Below are 19,740 nucleotides of genomic sequence, written 5' to 3'. Positions count from 1 at the left end.
ACCCTGGCCCTCTCCCTCAGGGAGAGGGCATAACGATCAGGAGCCACCATGCACACCCGTAACCTGCTTGTCGCTTCACTCTCAATGCTTGCCACCGCCGCCGTCGCCCAGACGCAGTATGCCTGGGTGGGCACCTACAACCCCAACGGTGAAGGTCTGTACCGCTTTACCCTGGACCCGCAATCCGGTGCGCTCAGCAACAAAACGCTGGTGAGCACGCTGCCGAACGCCGCGCAGTTGACCGTCTCGCACGACGGCAAAACGCTCTATCTGGCCAGCGAAGTGGAGCAGGGCGTGGTGCAGGCGCTGCGGGTGGGTGATAACGGCGAGTTGAGTGAGCTCAATCAGGTGGCCTCTGGCGGCGCGGGCCCGGTATATCTCTCCCTGACGCCGAACGGCCAGCATCTGCTGGTGGCGAACTACGTCAGCGGATCGATTGCGGTTCTGCCGATCAACGCAGACGGCAGTCTGGGTGATGCCACCGACAAACATCAGGATCAGGGTGAACCTGGCGCGGCAAAACCGGAAGCGGCGGCAGAGGGCAGCTTTGCCATCAGCGATCACAACGGCCCCCATGCGCACATGATCGCCGCCGATCCGAGCGGAAAATATGTTTTTTCCACCGATCTGGGACTGGATCGGATCTACCAGTACCGCTTTGACGATCAAAACGGAAAGCTGACCCCGAACGATCCGCCGTTTATCAGCGCCTCCTCGAAAGGGGCCGGGCCGCGCCACTTCGTCTTTACGCCAAAAGGGGATGCCCTGTGGCTGATTAACGAAGAGGCGTCTACGCTGACCCATTATGCCGTGGAGGCTAACGGCACCCTGAAAGAGGGCAAGACGGTCTCTGCGCTGCCAGACGGTTACAAAGGCACCAGTTTTGCCGCCGGGCTGGCACTCAGTGCCGATGGAAAGCAGCTGTATGTCGCTAACCGTTTGCATAACAGCATCGGGCACTTTACCGTAACGGCGGATGGCACGCTGACCCATCAGGACGATGTCTGGACGCGGGGCGATTACCCCCGCACCCTGACGCTGGATAAACAGGGGCGCTGGCTGTACGTCATGAACCAGCGCAGCGACAACATCACCCGTTTCCGCGTGGCGCAGGACGGCAAGCTGAGCTTCGAGCCAGACTATACCCCGGTCGGCAGTCCATCCCAGATGGTCATTTCACCCTAAGCTGTAAGAGGACAACCCCGTGCGATTTCCCAACCAACGTTTAGCGCAACTTTTCGACCTGTTGCAAAACGAAACGCTGCCTCAGGATGAACTGGCGCAACGGTTGTCGGTCTCCACGCGTACCGTCCGGGCTGACATTACCGCACTCAATGCGCTGCTGGCGGGAAACGGGGCGCAGTTTATTCTCAGCCGCGGGAACGGCTATCAGCTAAAAATTGACGATCCGGCCCGCTATCAGCAGTTGCAGGATTCCCATCCGCGGATGCTGCGTATTCCGCGTACCGGCCCGGAGCGAGTGCACTACCTGGTGGTGCGCTTTCTCACCTCGGCCTTCTCCCTCAAGCTGGAAGATCTGGCCGACGAGTGGTTTGTCAGCCGGGCCACGTTGCAAAGCGATATGGCGGAGGTGCGGGAGTGGTTTCACCGCTACCGCCTGACCCTGGAGACCCGCCCACGCCACGGCATGAAGCTGTTTGGCAGTGAGATGGCGATCCGCGCCTGTCTGACCGATCTGCTGTGGCAGCTGGCGCAGCAGGACAACCTCAACCCGCTGGTCACCGAAGTGGCGCTCAACGCCGGGGTGCCGGAACAGCTCGCCGCCGTCCTGCATGAGACCTTTACCCGCCACCATATCCGCCTCACCGACGAAGGCGAACTGTTTTTGCGCCTCTACGGCGCGGTGACGGTGCGACGCATCAGCGAAGGCTATCCGCTCCCGGAATTTAACGCCGAAGAGGTGGCCGAGAACGTGCGCGATGCCGCCCGGGATATCGCCAGCGCCATCGCCCGGCTGGCGGATAAGACGCTTTCGCCCGCGGAAGAGACCTGGCTGGGGGTGCATATCGCCGCGCGTCAGGTGCAGGAGATCTCCCCCAGCGCTATTAACGCCGATGACGAAGAGGCGCTGGTGAACTACATCCTGCGCTATATCAACACCCACTTTAACTACCACCTGCTCGACGACACCCAGCTGCACGCGGATCTGCTGACCCACATAAAAACCATGATCACCCGCGTGCGCTACCAGATCATGATCCCCAATCCGCTGCTGGATAACATCAAGCAGCACTACCCGATGGCGTGGGACATGACCCTCGCCGCGGTCTCCAGTTGGGGGAAATACACCCCGTACGTGATCAGCGAAAACGAGATCGGTTTCCTGGTGCTGCACATCGGCGTCGGACTGGAGCGCCACTACAACATTGGCTATCAGCGCCAGCCGCGGGTGCTGCTGGTCTGCGACGCGGGCAACGCGATGGTGCGGATGATCGAGGCGGTATTGCAGCGCAAGTATCCGCAAATCGAGGTGACGCGCACCCTGACGCTGCGAGAGTACGAGCAGTGCGAAAGCATCAGCGAAGATTTCGTTATCTCCACGGCGCGGATCGCGGAAAAAGCCAAGCCGGTGGTACAGATCGCCCCGTTCCCGACCGACTACCAGTTAGAGCAGATCGGCAAGCTGGTGTTGGTGGACAGGACGCGCCCGTGGATGCTGGAGAAGTTCTTCGACGCCAGCCATTTCCGGGTTATCGATCGGCCCATCGACCAGCAGACGTTGTTCCGCGAGCTGTGCGGTCAGCTGCAGGAGGAGGGGTTTGTTGACGCGGAGTTTCTCGATTCGGTGGTGGAGCGTGAGGCCATCGTCAGCACCCTGCTCGGCGACGGCATCGCGCTGCCGCACTCCCTCGGGTTGCTGGCGCAAAAAACCGTGGTCTACACCGTACTGGCCCCGCAGGGTATCCAGTGGGGCGACGATACCGCGCACGTCATCTTCCTCCTCGCCATCAGTAAAAGCGAGTATGAAGAGGCGATGGCGATCTACGATATCTTCGTCACCTTCCTGCGTGAAAGGGCGATGACCCGACTGTGCGGCTGCCACGACTTTGACGAGTTTAAAACCGTGGCGATGGAGTGCTTGAGTCGTTTTTGAGCTTAGCGCAAATGATGCACCACCTGATTACTGCTGCCGCGCCAGATAAGCATCGGATCTTTCAGATCCTGCATAAACTTGCCGTCGATCAGCACGTTGATCATGTCCACTACCTGCATCTGGTCATGGTTTAATTCCTCCAGCCTGTAGCCGGTCCATACCCAGATATCTTTGCCCTTACACTCGGCGTGAATGCGCTGCACCAGCCGCAAAATATCCGGCACGTTCTGCGGGTGCAGGGGATCGCCGCCGGAGAGGGAGATCCCCTGGCGTTTGATGCGCGTGTCGTTGAGATCGTCGATGATCCGCTGTTCCATCTCACTGGTAAACGGCATACCGGAGTTGAGCCGCCAGGTGCTTTTGTTGTAGCAGCCGGGGCATTCGTGGATGCAGCCGGAGACAAACAGGGTGCAGCGGGTGCCGGGACCGTTGACGATGTCGACGGGATAGTACTGATGGAAGTTCATAGCGTTTAACCACGCCGGGTGGCGCTGCGCTTACCCGGCCTACAATAAGAGTGCGGTCCGTAGGCCCGGTAAGCGCAGCGCCACCGGGCATCAATGTGGCAGAGGATTAACCGATCTGCCCATTCCCCAGATGCTTCACGCGGCGCTTCACCTCTTCCTGCTTCCCGGCGTTGAACGGACGCGCATCCGGGCTGCCGAGATAACCGCACACGCGGCGGGTCACGGAGACGCGGGCGGCGTCGTGATTACCGCATTTCGGGCAGGTGAAGCCTTTGCTGGTGCATTCGAACTCGCCGGTAAAGCCACACTCGTAACACTCGTCGATAGGCGTGTTGGTGCCGTAATAAGGCACGTGCTGATAGCTGTAATCCCACACGTCTTCCAGCGCCTTCAGGTTGTGCTGAATGTTCGGGTACTCGCCGTAACAGATAAAGCCGCCGCTCGCCACCGGTGGGTAGGCCGCTTCAAAGTCGATCTTGTCGTACGGGTTCACCTTCTTCTCCACGTCGAGGTGGAAGCTGTTGGTGTAGTAACCCTTATCGGTCACCCCCTCCACCACGCCAAACTCGGCGGTATCCAGGCGGCAGAATCGGTCGCACAGGTTTTCGCTCGGGGTGCTGTAGAGGCTGAAGCCGTAGCCGGTTTCCTCTTTCCACTGATCCACCGCGTCGCGCAGGCGCTGGACGATAGCGATGCCTTTCGCCCGCAGGGTTTCGCTGTCGTAGATATGCTGATCGCCCGCCAGGGCGTTAATGGTTTCGTGGATGCCGATATAGCCCAGCGAGATAGACGCCCGACCATTTTTGAAAATCTCAGACACGTCATCGTCAGCCTTGAGGCGCACGCCGCAGGCCCCTTCCATATAGAGGATCGGCGCGACACGGGCTTTGACCCCTTCCAGACGGGCGATACGGGTCATCAGCGCCTTACGCGCCAGCAGCAGGCGCTCGTCCAGCAGCGTCCAGAACGCCGCTTCGTCGCCTTTGGCTTCCAGGGCGATGCGCGGCAGGTTCAGGCTGATCACGCCCAGGTTGTTCCGCCCGTCGTGGATCTGCTCGCCGTTTTCATCTTCGTACACGCCGAGGAAGCTGCGGCAGCCCATCGGGGTTTTAAACGAGCCGGTCACTTTCACCACCTGGTCATAGTTCAGAATGTCCGGGTACATGCGCTTGCTCGCGCACTCCAGCGCCAGCTGTTTGATGTCGTAGTTCGGATCGCCGAACTTGTGGTTCAGGCCGTCGCGGATGGCGAACACCAGTTTCGGGAACACCGCGGTTTTGCGGTTTTTGCCGAGGCCAGAGATACGGTTGCGCAGAATGGACTGCTGGATCAGACGCGACTCCCAGCTGGTGCCCAGACCGAAGCCAAAGGTGACGAACGGCGTCTGGCCGTTAGCGGTGTGCAGGGTGTTCACCTCATATTCCAGCGACTGGAAGGCGTCGTAACACTCTTTCTCGGTGCGGGAATGGGCATAGCCATCGGCATCCGGGATCTGCCACTCTTCTGCCGTCTGACGATGCTTGTTAAAGCTGGCAGTCACAAACGGGGCCAGCACTTCGTCGATGCGGTTGATGGTGGTACCGCCGTAGATATGGCTGGCGACCTGGGCGATGATCTGCGCGGTCACCGCGGTGGCGGTGGAGATCGATTTTGGCGGCTCAATCTCGGCGTTGCCCATCTTAAAGCCGTGGGTCAGCATGCCCTTCAGGTCGATCAGCATGCAGTTGAACATCGGGAAGAACGGTGAGTAGTCGAGATCGTGGTAGTGAATATCCCCGCGCTCGTGGGCCTGCACCACATCGCGCGGCAGTAGGTGCTGACGGGCATAGTGTTTGGCGACGATACCGGCCAGCAGGTCGCGCTGGGTAGGGATCACCTTGCTGTCTTTGTTGGCGTTTTCATTGAGCAGCGCAGAGTTGGTCTGTTCCACCAGGCCACGGATCTCCTGGTTCAGGCGACCACGTTTTTCACGCTCGATATCCCGGTCATGGCGGTATTCAATGTAGGCGCGGGCCAGCTGCTTATAGGGGCCAGACATCAGCTGGTTTTCTACCGCGGTCTGGATCTCGTTGATATCCACCTTGCTGCGGTTTTGCATCTGATTACTGACAACGTCTGCGACGGTGGCGCAGTAATCTGCGTCATCGACTCCCGCTGCTTTAGCTGCACGCAGAATGGCTTCCTGGATGCGCTCTGATTTGAAAGGCACGTTGCAGCCATCTCGTTTCATCACATGCGGTGTCATGATCACTCCATTTTAAGAACAGGTTATCCACAGAGGCAGGGAAAGGGGTCGGGACCGTAACTGCCGACTCGCCCGCGATTTCTCCTGATATCGACCCTTTTTATCCACACTTTTGCGCAGCGTGGTTGGCATCGTCTTGTGGCAATAATAGACGATGAATACAACATCTTGGGTCGGCGAGCATTCTAAGTTCTATATGTAGTGATTTGCATCAAACAAGTTTGCGATTTATTTGATTCAGGACAAGGTAAAAAACGAAGTGTACAGATGGCGGGCGATCCGGGCTTTGTAAATTCTGCAAGCGCTAATCTGTTTGATTTTCCACCAAAAAAAGGGTGCGCCGGGCAACCGTGCGGTGCCCGGCGGAGAACGTCAGGCCTGCAGCCACCACACCGCCTCGAACGGACGCAGGGTCATGGCGCCAGGCTGCGGCGACACTTCGGTGTAGTTGCTCATCACCACCTGCCAGTCGCCCTCAATCGCCTGCGGCTGCCACGACTGGCACTCGCGGCTCAGGCTGGCGACCACCATCAGCGTCTGGCCCTGCCACTGGCGGCGATAGCACCACAGGGACGGGTGATCCGGGAGCAGATCCTGGTAATCCCCCCAGGTCAGCACCGGCAGGGTTTTACGCAGCTGGATTAGCGTCTGGTAGGCGTAAAACACCGAATCCGGATCGGCCAGCGCCGCCTCGACGTTGATCGCTTCGGCGTTATTCCCCAGGGCGATCCACGGTTCGCCGGTGGTAAACCCGGCATTGGCGGAGCTATCCCACTGCATCGGGGTGCGGCTGTTGTCGCGGGATTTACTGGCGAGGATCGCCAGCAGCTCGTCGGCATCCCGTCCCTGGGTGCGCAGCCCGGCGAACATGTTGTGGCTCTCCACGTCGCGGTAGTCGGTGATGCGGGTGAAGTGCGGGTTGGTCATGCCAATCTCTTCCCCCTGATAGATGTAAGGCGTGCCCTGCATCCCGTGCAGCACCATCCCCAGCATCTTCGCCGCCGGGACGCGGTACTCGCCCTCGTCGCCAAAGCGCGAGACGATGCGCGGCTGGTCGTGGTTACACCAGAATAGCGCGTTCCAGGCTTTATTGTGCATCCCCTGCTGCCAGTGGCTGAACAGCGCTTTCAGCGCCACGAAATCGGGTTTCGCCAGCGTCCACTTCTCGCCGTTGGGATAATCCACCTTCAGGTGGTGGAAGTTAAAGGTCATCGACAGTTCACGCCCGTCGAGAGCCGCATACTGCTGGCAGTGCTCCAGGCGGGTGGAGGACATCTCGCCCACCGTCATCAGGTTGCGCGGGGTAAAGACGTCCCGGCTCATCTCCTGCAGATAGTCGTGAATGCGCGGCCCGTCGGTATAGAAGCGACGGCCATCGCCAATGGTATCGTCCGGGAAATCCTGGTCCTTCGACACCAGGTTAATCACGTCGAGACGCAGGCCGTCCACGCCGCGATCGGCCCAGAATTCGCACACTTTTTTCAGTTCGGCGCGCACCTCGGGGTTTTCCCAGTTGAGATCTGCCTGTTCGGGGGCAAACAGGTGCAAATAGTACTGCTCGCTTTCGGCATGCCAGCGCCAGGCGTTACCGCCAAACTTGGATCGCCAGTTATTGGGCAGTTGCTCCGGGGTGCCGTCGCGCCAGATATAGAACTCCCGGTACGGGCTCTCTTTATTGAGCGACTCGCGGAACCACGCGTGCTGCGTAGAGGTGTGGTTAAACACCATATCCAGCACGATGCGGATCCCGCGTTGATGAGCCTCGGCCACCAGCTGGTCGAAATCATCCAGAGTGCCGTAGGCCGGATCGATGCTGACGTAGTTCGCCACGTCGTAGCCGTTATCCACCTGCGGGGAGATATAAAACGGCGTCAGCCAGATGGCGTCGATGCCGAGGGTGCTGAGGTAGTCGAGACGCTGGATCACGCCGCGCAAATCCCCGGTGCCGCGCCCGGTGGTGTCCTGGAAACTCTTCGGGTAGATCTGATAGATGACGCCGTTTTGCCACCAGTGAGGAAGGGTATTCATGATGCGTTCCTGCAAATGCGAAGGGGCGCAACGGCGCCCCGAAAGAGATTAAACAATCTGCAACGCGCCCTGACGGAACTTGCGCTGATAGATAATGGTGGTCAGCGCCATCGGGACGATAATCGCAATGGCCATCGCCAGGGAGAAGACCTGCCAGTAGCTGGTCTGGATAGAGAGGATGCCCGGCAGGCCGCCGACGCCGATGCCGTTAGCCATCACACCGTTCAGGCCGCACAGCAGGCCCGCCAGCCCGGAGCCGATCATCGCGCAGAGCATCGGGAAGCGGTATTTCAGGTTGATGCCGTACATCGCCGGCTCGGTGACCCCGAGGTAGGCGGAGATCGCCGCCGGGACCGAGATTTCACGTTCGTTATGCTTCCGGCTGACGATGATGATGCCGGTCACCGCCGAGGCCTGCGCAATGTTCGACAGGGCAATCAGCGGCCACACCGGGGTGCCGCCGAGGCTCTGGATCATCTGCATATCGATTGCCAGGGTGGTCTGATGCACGCCGGTGATCACCAGCGGGGCATACAGGAAGCCAAACAGCGCCGCGCCAATCGGGGCGAAGCTGCCGGTCATCAGGTGACGCACCGCCCAGGCCACGCCGTCGCCAATCATGCGGCCAAACGGACCGATAAAGGCGTGGGCGAGGAACACCGCGATGATCAGAGAGCACACCGGCACCACCACCAGATAGAGGTAGTCCGGCACCATGCGCTTCAGGCGGGTCTCAATCATCCCCAGCGCCAGACCGGCCAGCAGGGCCGGGATCACCTGCGCCTGATAGCCCACTTTGGCGATGGTAAACAGGCCGAAGTTCCACACCTCGGGCACCTGCTGCCCAAGTAAGTAAGCGTTCATTAACTGCGGAGAGACCAGCGTCACGCCCAGCACGATACCCAGAATCGGCGTACCGCCCATTTTGCGCACCGCCGACCAGCAGATCCCCACCGGCAGGTAGAAGAAGATCGCCTCGCCAATCAGCCACAGGAAGTCATAGATGCTTTGCAGGGCCGGGTACATCTGCGCCAGGGTTTTGCCGTCGCTCATCGGTATATCGCCGATCAGGTTACGGAAGCCGAGGATTAAGCCCCCGCTGATCAGCGCCGGCAGCAGCGGGAAGAAGATCTCCGCGAAATGTGAAATGAGCTGTTCATGCCACTTCATGTTCTGGCGCGCGGCCTTCTTGGCCTGCTCTTTATCCGCCGACGAGTGGCCGGTGGTGGCCAGCAGCGCCTTGTAGTAGTCGCCGACTTCGGTGCCGATCACCACCTGGAACTGCCCGGCGTTGGTGAAGCAGCCTTTCACCATCGACAGCTCTTCGATGGCTTTCGGGTTGGCTTTGGCCGGATCGTTTAACACAAAACGCAGGCGGGTAATGCAGTGGCTGACGGTGGCGATATTGTCACGTCCGCCAACCAGCACGATCAACTGGTCGATATCCGTTTGTTTTACTTTGCTCATCATGAAACCTCATGACAGATGGTAGGGGTTATGGACTGGAGGCAAGCCTACTCTTTCAGCGTAACGCGGAAAATGGGAACGTTCCCGAAATCGGGCGAGGATCACAATAAAGCGTCTTTTGACGCTCAGGAGAGGGTGACGGGAATGACGATCTGGCGGGGTTCGCTGCGGCCGTTTATCTGCTCAATCAGCTGCATAGCGGCCTGACGGCCGGAGTCGGCGTAGCCCGGATCGACGGTGACGATCTCCGGGTGGAGGAACTTCATCAGCGGCGTGTTGCCCACGCTCGCCAACTGCAGGCCGTCGATGCGCTGCTCTTGTAAGTACTTACTTGCACCCAGGGCCAGGGTATCCGTGGCACAGACCAGCGCAGTGGTCTGCGGGGTCAGCACGTCGGCCACCTTTTCATAGCCCTGTTTCATCCCCAGACCGGGTAACGCCGCCACCGCAGGCAGCGCGTTTTGCTGGCAGAATTCCAGGTAGGCATTATGGCGGCGCTGGCCGGTGGTGACGTCGCTGTGCGGCACGCCAAGATAGCTGATATGGCGGTGACCGCCGTCGTACAGGCGCTGCATCAGAACGCGAATCGCCCCTTCATCGTCGTAGCACACCGAGGCAAAGCCGCGGGCATCGCGGGCCAGCATCACCAGCGACGATTGCCACGACCCGAGCATCTGCTCGCCGAGGCCGGTAAAGCCAAACAGTACCACTCCGTCGATGTTGCGGCGTTTTAGCATCCCGAGATGCTCTTCCACCATCTGCGGCGAGAACTTGCTCTCCATCATGATCGGATCGTAACCCTGCTCGTAGAAGACCGGCAGCATGGTCTGCACGGCAAGGTTTTCCGACAGCGAATCCAGACGGGTAACGATGATTGCCACCACTTTGTCGCTCTGCCCGCGCATGGCACGCGCCGAGCGTGACGGGGAGAAGCCGTGCTGATTCATCACCGCCTCGACGCGTTCGCGGGTGCGCTCGCTGACACCACTTTCGTTGTTCAGCACCCGTGAGACGGTGGATTTACCCACGCCGCTCAGACGCGCGATGTCTTTGATGGTGAGGCGGTTCTGCATGCTTGATTCCCTGTGACGCATCGATGAAATAATCAATAAGCCTAAAGCGGAGGGGGGGATCCGCAATGGGCAAAGTCTGGTTTACGTTTGGTTTAATACCTGGGCGGTATCATACCGCCCGAATTGTCACGAGCGGTACGGCTAAAACACTATACTGCGCGCCGACTTACGCTTTTTTTACTTACCGGAGGCGATATGGATCCCGATCCCACCCCTCTCCCCCCAGGGAGACCCCTTTCTTTCCGGTAAGCCTGTTCTCACTGCCTTACCGGATGCGTAAGGCAGCGACGTTTTTCTGCGTCCCTGCATAACTGATACCGCCTTTCAGGTATGGCTTTGTCACGCCTGAAGGCAAGACTGCCTCCGTTTTTGCGGGGGCGGGAGACGCATTATGTTCAAAAACTTCACCCAACAGCTGTTTACCCGGCTGAGCCGCCACCTGCCGCGCCGTCTGGTGCAGCGCGTCCCGATGGCAACAGGCAAAACCGATACCGTCATCCCCGGTGCGCTTGCCGCCCACTGTCTGCGGGTGGCTGCGATGGAAGAATCCGCGCTGTGGCGCACCTTTACCAGCCACCCGGAAGGGCTGACGGCCGCAGAAGTCGACGCCGCCCGCGCCCTGCACGGCGAGAATCAGATCCCGGCGCAAAAACCGGCCCGCTGGTGGGTGCATCTCTGGAGCTGCTATCGCAACCCCTTCAACCTGCTGCTGACGGTGCTGGGCCTTATCTCCTATGCCACCGAAGACCTGTTTGCCGCCGGGGTGATTGGCCTGATGGTGGGCATCTCCACGCTGCTGAACTTTATCCAGGAGGCCCGCTCCACCCGGGCGGCGGATGCCCTGAAGGCGATGGTCAGCAACACCGCCACCGTCTTACGCACCCTTAACGATAAAGGGGAAAGCGGCTGGCGGGAGGTGCCGATTGACCAGCTGGTGCCGGGAGATCTGGTGAAGCTGGCGGCCGGGGACATGATCCCGGCAGATTTACGCATTCTCCAGGCCCGGGACCTGTTTGTGGCCCAGGCCTCGCTGACCGGTGAATCCCTGCCGGTGGAGAAAGTCGCCCACAGCCGCGATCCGCAGCAGAGCAACCCGCTGGAGTGCGATACCCTGTGCTTTATGGGCACCACGGTGGTCAGCGGCACGGCGCAGGCGATGGTGATCGCCACCGGGGGCAACACCTGGTTTGGGCAGTTGGCCGGGCGCGTCAGCGAGCAGGAGAGCGAGCCCAACGCCTTCCAGCAGGGGATTGGCCGCGTCAGCATGCTACTGATCCGCTTTATGCTGGTGATGACGCCCATCGTGCTGCTGATTAACGGCTACACCAAAGGCGACTGGTGGGAAGCGGCGCTGTTCGCGCTCTCGGTGGCGGTGGGGCTCACCCCGGAGATGCTGCCGATGATTGTCACCTCGACCCTGGCACGCGGGGCGGTAAAACTCTCGAAGCAAAAGGTGATCGTCAAGCACCTCGACGCTATCCAGAACTTTGGCGCGATGGATATCCTCTGCACCGACAAAACCGGGACTCTGACCCAGGACAAGATCGTGCTGGAGCACCATACCGACGTCTCCGGCAAGGTCTGCGAGCGGGTGCTGAATACCGCCTGGCTGAACAGCCACTACCAGACCGGGCTGAAGAACCTGCTCGACGTTGCGGTGCTGGAAGGGGTGGATGAAGCCGCCGCTCGCACCCTCTCGACCCGCTGGCAGAAGGTGGATGAGATCCCCTTTGATTTTGAGCGCCGCCGCATGTCAGTGGTGGTGAGCGAAGAGCAGGGCGTGCATCAGCTGATCTGCAAAGGGGCGCTGGAGGAGATCCTCTGCGTCTGTACGCAGGTGTGGCATAACGGTGAAATTGTCCCGCTGGACGACAGCATGCTGCGGCGCATCCGGCGCGTCACCGACAACCTCAACCGCCAGGGGCTGCGGGTGGTGGCGGTGGCCAGCAAGTTCCTGCCAGCACGCGTTGGGGATTACCAGCGCATCGACGAATCGGATCTGATCCTCGAGGGCTACATCGCCTTCCTCGATCCGCCGAAAGAGACCACCGCCCCGGCGCTCAAAGCGCTGAAAGCCAGCGGCATTACAGTGAAGATCCTCACCGGCGACAGCGAGCTGGTGGCGGCAAAAGTGTGCCGCGAAGTAGGACTGGACGCGGGCGAGGTGGTAACGGGCAGCGAGATCGAAACCCTCTCCGACGACGCGCTGGCGTCACTGGCGAAGCGCACCACGCTGTTCGCGCGCCTGACCCCGATGCACAAAGAGCGCATCGTCACCCTGCTGAAGCGCGAGGGGCACGTGGTGGGCTTTATGGGGGACGGTATCAACGATGCGCCCGCGCTGCGTGCGGCGGATATCGGGATTTCGGTCGACGGCGCGGTGGATATCGCCCGGGAAGCGGCGGATATCATTCTGCTAGAGAAGAGCCTGATGGTGCTGGAGGAGGGGGTGATCGAAGGCCGTCGCACCTTCGCCAACATGCTCAAGTACATCAAAATGACCGCCAGTTCGAACTTCGGCAACGTCTTCAGCGTGCTGGTGGCGAGCGCGTTTCTGCCGTTCCTGCCGATGCTGCCGCTGCATCTGCTGATCCAGAACCTGATGTATGACATCTCCCAGGTGGCGATCCCGTTTGATAACGTCGACGAGGAGCAGATCCAGAAGCCGCAACGCTGGGAGCCAGCAGAACTCGGCCGTTTCATGCTCTTTTTCGGCCCGATCAGCTCGATCTTCGACATTCTCACCTTCTGCCTGATGTGGTTTGTGTTCCACGCCAACACCCCGGATCAGCAGACCCTGTTCCAGTCCGGCTGGTTCGTGGTCGGGCTGCTGTCGCAGACCCTGATTGTGCATATGATCCGCACCCGGCGGATCCCGTTCCTGCAGAGCCGCGCCGCCTGGCCGCTGATTGTAATGACGGGGCTGGTGATGGTGCTTGGCATCGCGCTGCCGTTCTCGCCGCTGGCGGGGTATCTGCAATTGCAGGCGCTGCCGCTGAGCTACTTCCCGTGGCTGGTGGCGATCCTTGCCGGGTATATGGTCCTGACCCAGCTGGTGAAAGGGTTCTATAGCCGTCGGTATGGATGGCAGTAGGTTTGTGCCCGGCGGCGCTGCGCTTGCCGGGCCTACGATCCTCACGTAGGCCGGGTAAGGCGAAGCCGCCACCCGGCGCATCGCTTTTGTCTCAAATTCAACAACCTGTGATCTTCATCACCCGCCGCGCTTGACGCTAATTTGCGCACATGTTAACAGAATGTTTTGCCTTTTTTCGGCCCGTCAAATAAGGAACATTCATGTTACGGTACAGCCTCCTGACCGCCGGGCTTATGCTCGGTTTTTCTGCGTTTGCCGCCCCGGCAGGCGATCTCCCTTTGATGCCCTGGCCTGCGAAGGTCGAACGTCCTGCTACCCAGGGCGCGCTGGCGATCAACAATAGCTTCTCCGTCAGCGTCTCCGGGGACGATCTCGGCGATGCGGTGACGCGCCTGCGCCAGCGGGTGGCGCTGCAAACCGGCTGGACGCTTCAGCCCCAGGCCGACAAACCTGAAAAACCGACGGTCACCATCGCTATCGCCCGCAAGGTAGCCCCGCTGCCCAAACCGGACAGCGATGAAAGCTATAAACTCACCGTCGACGCCAGCGGGGTGACTATTACCGCCAACACCCGCTTCGGCGCTCTGCGGGCTATGGAGACCCTGCTCCAGCTGATCCAGACCGGCCCGGAGAATACCTCCCTGCCGTGGGTCGCTATTGAGGATGCGCCGCGCTTCCCGTGGCGCGGCCTGCTGCTCGACTCGGCCCGCCATTTTATTCCGCTGGAGGACATCAAGCGCCAGATCGACGGTATGGCGGCGGCGAAGCTCAACGTCCTGCACTGGCACTTAACCGACGATCAGGGCTGGCGTTTCGCCTCGAAGCGCTACCCGAAACTGACCGGGCTGGCCAGCGATGGGCTGTTCTACACCCAGGATCAGATGCGCGACGTGGTGCGCTACGCCGCCGCGCGTGGCGTTCGCGTGGTGCCGGAAATTGACATGCCCGGCCACGCCTCGGCCATTGCGGTGGCCTACCCGGAGCTGATGAGCGCCCCGGGGCCTTACCAGATGGAGCGTCACTGGGGCGTGCTCAAGCCGGTGATGGATCCGACGAAAGAGGCCACTTACGCCTTTGCCGGGGCGATGGTCGCCGAACTGGCGGCGATCTTCCCGGATCCTTATCTGCATATCGGCGGCGATGAGGTGGACGACAGCCAGTGGAAAGCCAATCCGGCCATTCAGCAGTTTATGCGCGACAACAAGCTTGCCGACAGCCACGCGTTGCAGGCGTATTTCAACCGCAAGCTGGAGACGATCCTCGAGAAAAACCAGCGCCAGATGGTGGGCTGGGACGAGATCTTCCACCCGGATCTGCCGAAAAGCATTCTGATCCAGTCCTGGCAGGGGCAGGACGCGCTGGGCGAGGTGGCAAAGCAGGGCTACAAAGGGATCCTCTCCACCGGGTTTTATCTCGATCAACCCCAGTACACCGCCTATCACTACCGGAATGAGATCGTGCCCCAGGGGCTGAACAACGTGGATGCGATCACCGACCGCGACAGCGCACAGAGCTGGTCTTTTACTCTGCCGCGCCTGAAGGGCAAACCGGTGGAGGGGAGCTTTACGCTGGTGAAAGGCGACGCGGGCTGGCGCGGGTTTATCGATTTCGCTGGCAAATCCCGGCGGGCGGTGCAGGAGATCGACTGGCGCAGCGACAATCAGGTGAGCTTTACCGTCGATACCTGGATGGGGGAGACCCGTCCGGTGGTGACGGTAAAAGACGACAAGATTGAGGGCTATTTCCTGCTGGGCAACAGCCGCTACCCGGTGACCGGCCAGCGGCTGGATGCAGTGCCGGAAGGGATCGCCCCGGCGGTGCCGGATGCCAGCCAGCAGGCCAATCTGCTGGGCGGCGAGGCGGCCTTATGGGCGGAAAACGTGGCGGCCCCGGTGCTGGATATCAAGCTGTGGCCGCGGGCGTTTGCGGTGGCGGAGCGGCTGTGGTCGGCGCAGGAGGTGAACGATGTGGATAATATGTACACCCGCCTGCAGGCGATGGACAGCTGGTCGACGGTCTCGGTGGGGCTGCAGCAACACGCCCGCCAGCAGGTGCAGTTCACCCGTCTGGGGAACACCACCGACACCATGGCGCTGAATATCCTCGCCCAGGCGCTGGAGCCTGCTCAGTATTACACCCGCAATCATCTCAAGTTCCAGGCCGGGAACTACGATCTGTTTGAGCCGCTGAACCGCCTGGCCGACGCGCTGGCGCCGGAAAGCAACACCGTGCGGCAGATGAACCGCTGGGCCGAGCGGCTGGTGAGTGATGCGGAAGACAGCGAAAGCGCGGAGTCGCTGCGTCATCTGTTTACCCGCTGGCAGAGCAATACCCCGGACGCGCTGGCGCTGGCCGAAAGCAGCTATCAACTGAAAACGATGAAGCCGGTGATTCAGACGGTGGATAAGCTGGCGGCGATTGGGCTGCGCTTAACGGATCTGGTGGCGCGTCAGGGAACGCTGGATGATACCGAGATCGCGTCGATTCAAAGCGAGCTGGATAAGGCGGCGCAGATTCAGGATGAAGTGGTGATTGCGGCGGTCTACCCGCTGGAGAAACTGCTGCGTGCGACGCGCAATCAGTAAAAAAAGCCCGGTAGCGCTACGCTACCGGGCCTGGAACGTCCGCACCTACCCGTAGGCCGGGTAAGGCGAAGCCGTCACCCGGCAAACAGACCGCACAAGCCTGTTTACCGGGCATCAGGACACCTTACTTCTTCAGGGTCCACGCCATCTGCCAGTGGGAACCTACACCTGGTTCGAACTGGTTAGCGCCAGCTTTGTACTGAACGCAGTAGCCGTTGTATGGCGCTTGCTTACACTGGTACGTTTTGCCATTTTTCGGCTGCAGCACCACGGTACCCGCTTTGTAGGAAGCGATGTTCTGTGGGAAGGTGTAGTCGTATTTACCCGCTGCACCGTTGTCGGTGTTTGACGCTTCGCCTTCCAGCATCATGTCAATCACGTCCTGCGCGAACAGTACGCCATCTTTGTTAGTCGCGAAGTATTTCAGCATGTGGTGACCTGGGGTCACGTCATTCAGGGTCATGGTAACGTCCTGGTTGGCGTTATTCATGTCCTGCTTCACATAGCCTTTTTCAGCACCAGCGTGGTTCATCACACGTGCTTCCAGGTTTACATCACCCTGGGTGTTCACGTGGAAGGTCACGGTTGCCGCGCCATCTTTGATTTTGCTGAACTGCACGTTGGACACAGCGATATCTTCGCTGGCCTGAGTCTGCTGCTCTTCATAAGAGATTGCGACAGATTTCAGGGTGCTGCCGTCTTTCACGTAGACGTTGTTCGCGCCGTGAACCGGGTTAACCACACCGCTTTCGTCTTTCATACCAACACGCACATCGCTGTGTGCCGCATTGATTGCCTGCGCCAGGTCGAATGACCACTGGCTAGCCTGGCCCTGGGAAGCAGACGCTACAGTCAGTTCAGTACGCATGGAAGCGACTTCACCGTTAGCATCGAAGAAGCGAGCGATAACTTTGTCGCCTGCGTTCACGTTGTTACCAGAGATCTGGCCGTTCAGGGTTTTGGTCCACTCGGAAACCACTGCTGGGGTTTCGTCTGGCGTTACGTTGCCGCCGTTACCGAAATCAACGTCGATCGCCTGGTAGAAGCTGTTAGTGGTATCAGCAATTTCCCACACGGCGTAAATAACCTGGTAGCCAGTACGCTCAGGAACATTACAATTCATTTCCTGACGTACCATAGGCGCCTGGCCGTTACCGTTAACGGTACAGAACGGCGTTAATTCAAATTGATCGCGGGTCAGCGGTTTATTTGGATTCCAGTTTTGCTTGGTAATATACCAGCGCCAGTTTTGCGTTTTGTGTGGCGCAGTGTGATACCAGGTAAAAGTATTTTTACCAGCAGTAATAGGGGTTTTAGTCCAGGCATTCAGGCTCTGGCGATCCAGCTGAGAATACTGGGAGATACCGGCGCTGGCCAGCTGTCCGTCTGGTGGCAGTGCGCCTTCAGGGAAGCCAGAAGTGCGTTCTACGCTCTGTGGTTCCCACTGTACGGAACCGCAGTCAATATTTTTACCGAGCTTACACATATAAGCGCGGCTTGCTGGGGACTCAACCCAACCGTGAGCGAAAGCCGATGAAGCAACCGTGAGAGTGGCAAGTGCCAGTGCAATTTTAGACAGTTTCATTTTTTATTCCATTAAAAGAGATTAATGCTTTTTGGGCACGGCTAGTGTCGTCCGGAATAAAAAATTAGTCATTTTAAGCTGCGATGAAAAAGAATAATGAAAATGCTTGAAGGTTATTTCGCTCTGTGTATTCAGATAATAAAAAAGGCAGCCAGGGCTGCCTTTTGCACCTCAAAATCAACTATTAGCGACGCACGGCAATCGCTTCAATTTCGATTTTTACGTCTTTTGGCAGACGCGCCACTTCCACGCAGGAGCGCGCCGGGAAGCCCGCGTTGTGCTCGGTGAAGAAGGCTTCGTAGGTCGCGTTAACGGTGGCGAAATCGTTGAGATCTTTCACGAATACCGTCGTTTTAACGATATCGCCCACTTTCAGGCCAGCGGATTCGACGATCGCTTTGACGTTTTCCAGCGACTGACGTGCCTGCGCAGAGACGTCTTCCGGCACGTCACCGGTTTTTGGGTTCACCGGGATCTGGCCGGAGGTGATGATCATGCTGCCAAGATCAACGCCCTGAACGTATGGGCCGATAGCTGCAGGTGCATTTTCCGTCGCGAGTACTTTGGTCATGATTTCTCCTGAATAACAGCATTTAGTAAGTTCCTGGCCATTATAGGGAGGCCAGGATCCATTACCAACCTCAATTAGTTGGCCAGCACCACATTATGGGAAAACTCTTTTTCGCAGTATTTACATTTGAGCGCGATGTCACTGGCGCGTTTTTTCACTGCAAAACTGGAGTTTACCGGCTCAGCATGGCTGATGCAGTTGCTGTTCGGGCACACCAGCACGCCATTAATGCGGTCCGGCAGACTAGGACGGGATTTGCCCACCACTTCGTAGTCGTCGATGCGGTTAACGGTGGCATCCGGCGCGTACAGGGAGAGCTGGTTAACCTGCTCGTCGGTCAGGAAGGTGTTCTCGATTTTGATCAGATCCTTGCGGCCCATCTCGCCGGAGGGCAGGTTCAGGCCGATGGTGATGCGCTGGTCGGTTTCGGTCAGTTTGAACAGGGTCAGCAGCTTGAAGCCCACCTGCGCAGGGATATGGTCAATTACGGTGCCACGTTTGATGGCTTCGACCTGGAGTTTGTTATCGTGTGTCATGGTCATTTCCCCTTACAGAGCTAAGTCGCGATTCAGAACCAGTGCCAGTAACGCCTGGCGAGCGAAGATGCCGTTCCCGGCCTGCTGGAAGTACCAGGCGTGCGGCGTCTTATCTACATCAGTGGTGATCTCATCGATACGCGGCAGCGGGTGCAGCACTTTCATGTTGCTGCGCGCGCCTTCGAGGTCGCTGGCGCGCAGGACGAACTGCGCCTTGACGTTGGCGTACTCCGACGGGTCCAGACGCTCTTTCTGCACGCGGGTCATATAGAGAATATCCACCTCGGCCATCATCTCTTCGATGCTGGCGTGCAGGCTCCACTGAATGCCTTTCTCATCAAGCATATCGAGGATGTACTGCGGCATCGCCAGCGCGTCCGGGGCGACGAAGTAGAAGCGGTTGCCGTTGAACTTCGCCAGCGCCTGGGTGAGGGAGTGGACGGTGCGGCCATATTTCAGGTCACCGACCATGGCGATGTTGAGGTTCTCCAGACGGCCCTGGGTCTCCTGAATGGTGAACAGATCCAGCAGGGTCTGGGTCGGATGCTGGTTGGCCCCGTCCCCGGCGTTCAGTACCGGGATGCCGCCGGAGAACTCGGTCGCCAGACGCGCGGCGCCCTCCTGCGGGTGACGCATCACGATGGCGTCGACGTAGGTGCTGATCACCGAGATGGTGTCCGCCAGGGTCTCACCTTTCTTGCCCAGTGAGGTGTTGCTGCTGTCGGAGAAGCCCACCACGCTGGCGCCCAGACGGTGGATGGAGGTCTCGAACGACAGGCGGGTACGGGTGGAGGCTTCAAAGAAGCAACTGGCGATCACCTTGTGCTTCAGCAGCTCCGGCTGCGGGTTAGCTTTCAGTTTTGCCGCGGTTGCGAGAACCAGCTCCAGCTCTTCACGGCTGAGGTCGTTGATGGAAATGATGTGTTTTTGATAAAGCGGATTCATTTTTATCTCCTGACGCCGGGCAAAAAAAA

The 19,740-nt window shown here is 59.4% G+C and carries 13 protein-coding genes; 4 read left to right on the top strand and 9 right to left on the bottom strand.

The annotated features are described in order from the left end of the window. The first annotated feature begins 48 nt into the window (after nucleotides 1-48). Together M8318_RS11975 and M8318_RS11970 are read left to right on the top strand one after the other, a co-directional pair. The gene (locus tag M8318_RS11975) at nucleotides 49-1,185 is read left to right on the top strand and encodes a lactonase family protein (protein ID WP_262662813.1); all 1,137 of its coding nucleotides are present in this window, start codon (nucleotides 49-51) and stop codon (nucleotides 1,183-1,185) included. Nucleotides 1,186-1,204: 19 nt separating this feature from the next. Then, nucleotides 1,205-3,115: a BglG family transcription antiterminator gene (locus tag M8318_RS11970; protein ID WP_262662811.1), complete on the top strand. Its 1,911-nt coding sequence runs from the start codon at nucleotides 1,205-1,207 to the stop codon at nucleotides 3,113-3,115. A gap of 2 nt (nucleotides 3,116-3,117) precedes the next feature. On the opposite strand, the gene nrdG is transcribed toward M8318_RS11970, so the two are convergent. From nrdG to treR, 5 genes are all read right to left on the bottom strand, one after another. Next, a complete protein-coding gene (nrdG, locus tag M8318_RS11965) occupies nucleotides 3,118-3,582 on the bottom strand; it encodes an anaerobic ribonucleoside-triphosphate reductase-activating protein (RefSeq protein ID WP_262662809.1) in 465 nt (154 codons plus the stop codon). Between the two features lie 106 nt (nucleotides 3,583-3,688). Further along, complete coding sequence (nrdD, locus tag M8318_RS11960; RefSeq protein WP_262662807.1) at nucleotides 3,689-5,827, bottom strand: anaerobic ribonucleoside-triphosphate reductase; 2,139 nt, start codon at nucleotides 5,825-5,827, stop codon at nucleotides 3,689-3,691. 372 nt (nucleotides 5,828-6,199) lie between these two features. Next, nucleotides 6,200-7,855 (bottom strand): alpha,alpha-phosphotrehalase, encoded by a 1,656-nt coding sequence (gene treC, locus M8318_RS11955; protein WP_262662805.1) that lies wholly within the window; start codon nucleotides 7,853-7,855, stop codon nucleotides 6,200-6,202. Nucleotides 7,856-7,903: 48 nt separating this feature from the next. Further along, nucleotides 7,904-9,322 carry a PTS trehalose transporter subunit IIBC gene (gene treB / locus M8318_RS11950; protein ID WP_262663065.1) on the bottom strand — a complete coding sequence of 473 codons (1,419 nt, stop codon included), beginning with the start codon at nucleotides 9,320-9,322 and terminating at the stop codon, nucleotides 7,904-7,906. Between the two features lie 125 nt (nucleotides 9,323-9,447). Further along, nucleotides 9,448-10,395 carry a trehalose operon repressor TreR gene (treR, locus tag M8318_RS11945; RefSeq protein ID WP_262662802.1) on the bottom strand — a complete coding sequence of 316 codons (948 nt, stop codon included), beginning with the start codon at nucleotides 10,393-10,395 and terminating at the stop codon, nucleotides 9,448-9,450. 391 nt (nucleotides 10,396-10,786) lie between these two features. Here treR and mgtA point away from each other — a divergent pair, with 391 nt between their 5' ends. Then, nucleotides 10,787-13,489, top strand: coding sequence for a magnesium-translocating P-type ATPase (gene mgtA, locus M8318_RS11940; RefSeq protein ID WP_262662801.1), 2,703 nt, complete (start codon nucleotides 10,787-10,789; stop codon nucleotides 13,487-13,489). Nucleotides 13,490-13,689: 200 nt separating this feature from the next. After that, on the top strand, nucleotides 13,690-16,074 hold the full coding sequence (locus tag M8318_RS11935; protein ID WP_262662800.1) for a beta-N-acetylhexosaminidase: 2,385 nt from the start codon (nucleotides 13,690-13,692) through the stop codon (nucleotides 16,072-16,074). A gap of 124 nt (nucleotides 16,075-16,198) precedes the next feature. On the opposite strand, the gene gbpA is transcribed toward M8318_RS11935, so the two are convergent. The 4 genes from gbpA to pyrB all read right to left on the bottom strand — a co-directional run bounded on the left by gbpA (nucleotide 16,199) and on the right by pyrB (nucleotide 19,711). Next, nucleotides 16,199-17,659, bottom strand: coding sequence for an N-acetylglucosamine-binding protein GbpA (gene gbpA / locus M8318_RS11930; RefSeq protein ID WP_262662799.1), 1,461 nt, complete (start codon nucleotides 17,657-17,659; stop codon nucleotides 16,199-16,201). 184 nt (nucleotides 17,660-17,843) lie between these two features. Then, on the bottom strand, nucleotides 17,844-18,230 hold the full coding sequence (gene ridA / locus M8318_RS11925; protein WP_106994110.1) for a 2-iminobutanoate/2-iminopropanoate deaminase: 387 nt from the start codon (nucleotides 18,228-18,230) through the stop codon (nucleotides 17,844-17,846). Between the two features lie 74 nt (nucleotides 18,231-18,304). Continuing rightward, complete coding sequence (gene pyrI / locus M8318_RS11920) at nucleotides 18,305-18,766, bottom strand: aspartate carbamoyltransferase regulatory subunit (RefSeq protein WP_262662796.1); 462 nt, start codon at nucleotides 18,764-18,766, stop codon at nucleotides 18,305-18,307. Nucleotides 18,767-18,778: 12 nt separating this feature from the next. After that, nucleotides 18,779-19,711 (bottom strand): aspartate carbamoyltransferase, encoded by a 933-nt coding sequence (pyrB, locus tag M8318_RS11915; protein ID WP_106994112.1) that lies wholly within the window; start codon nucleotides 19,709-19,711, stop codon nucleotides 18,779-18,781. Nucleotides 19,712-19,740 lie beyond the last annotated feature (29 nt).

This window comes from Leclercia tamurae, assembly GCF_025566055.1.
Classification (GTDB): Bacteria; Pseudomonadota; Gammaproteobacteria; order Enterobacterales; family Enterobacteriaceae; genus Enterobacter; species Enterobacter tamurae.
This window is presented reverse-complemented; position numbering and strand designations above follow the sequence as displayed.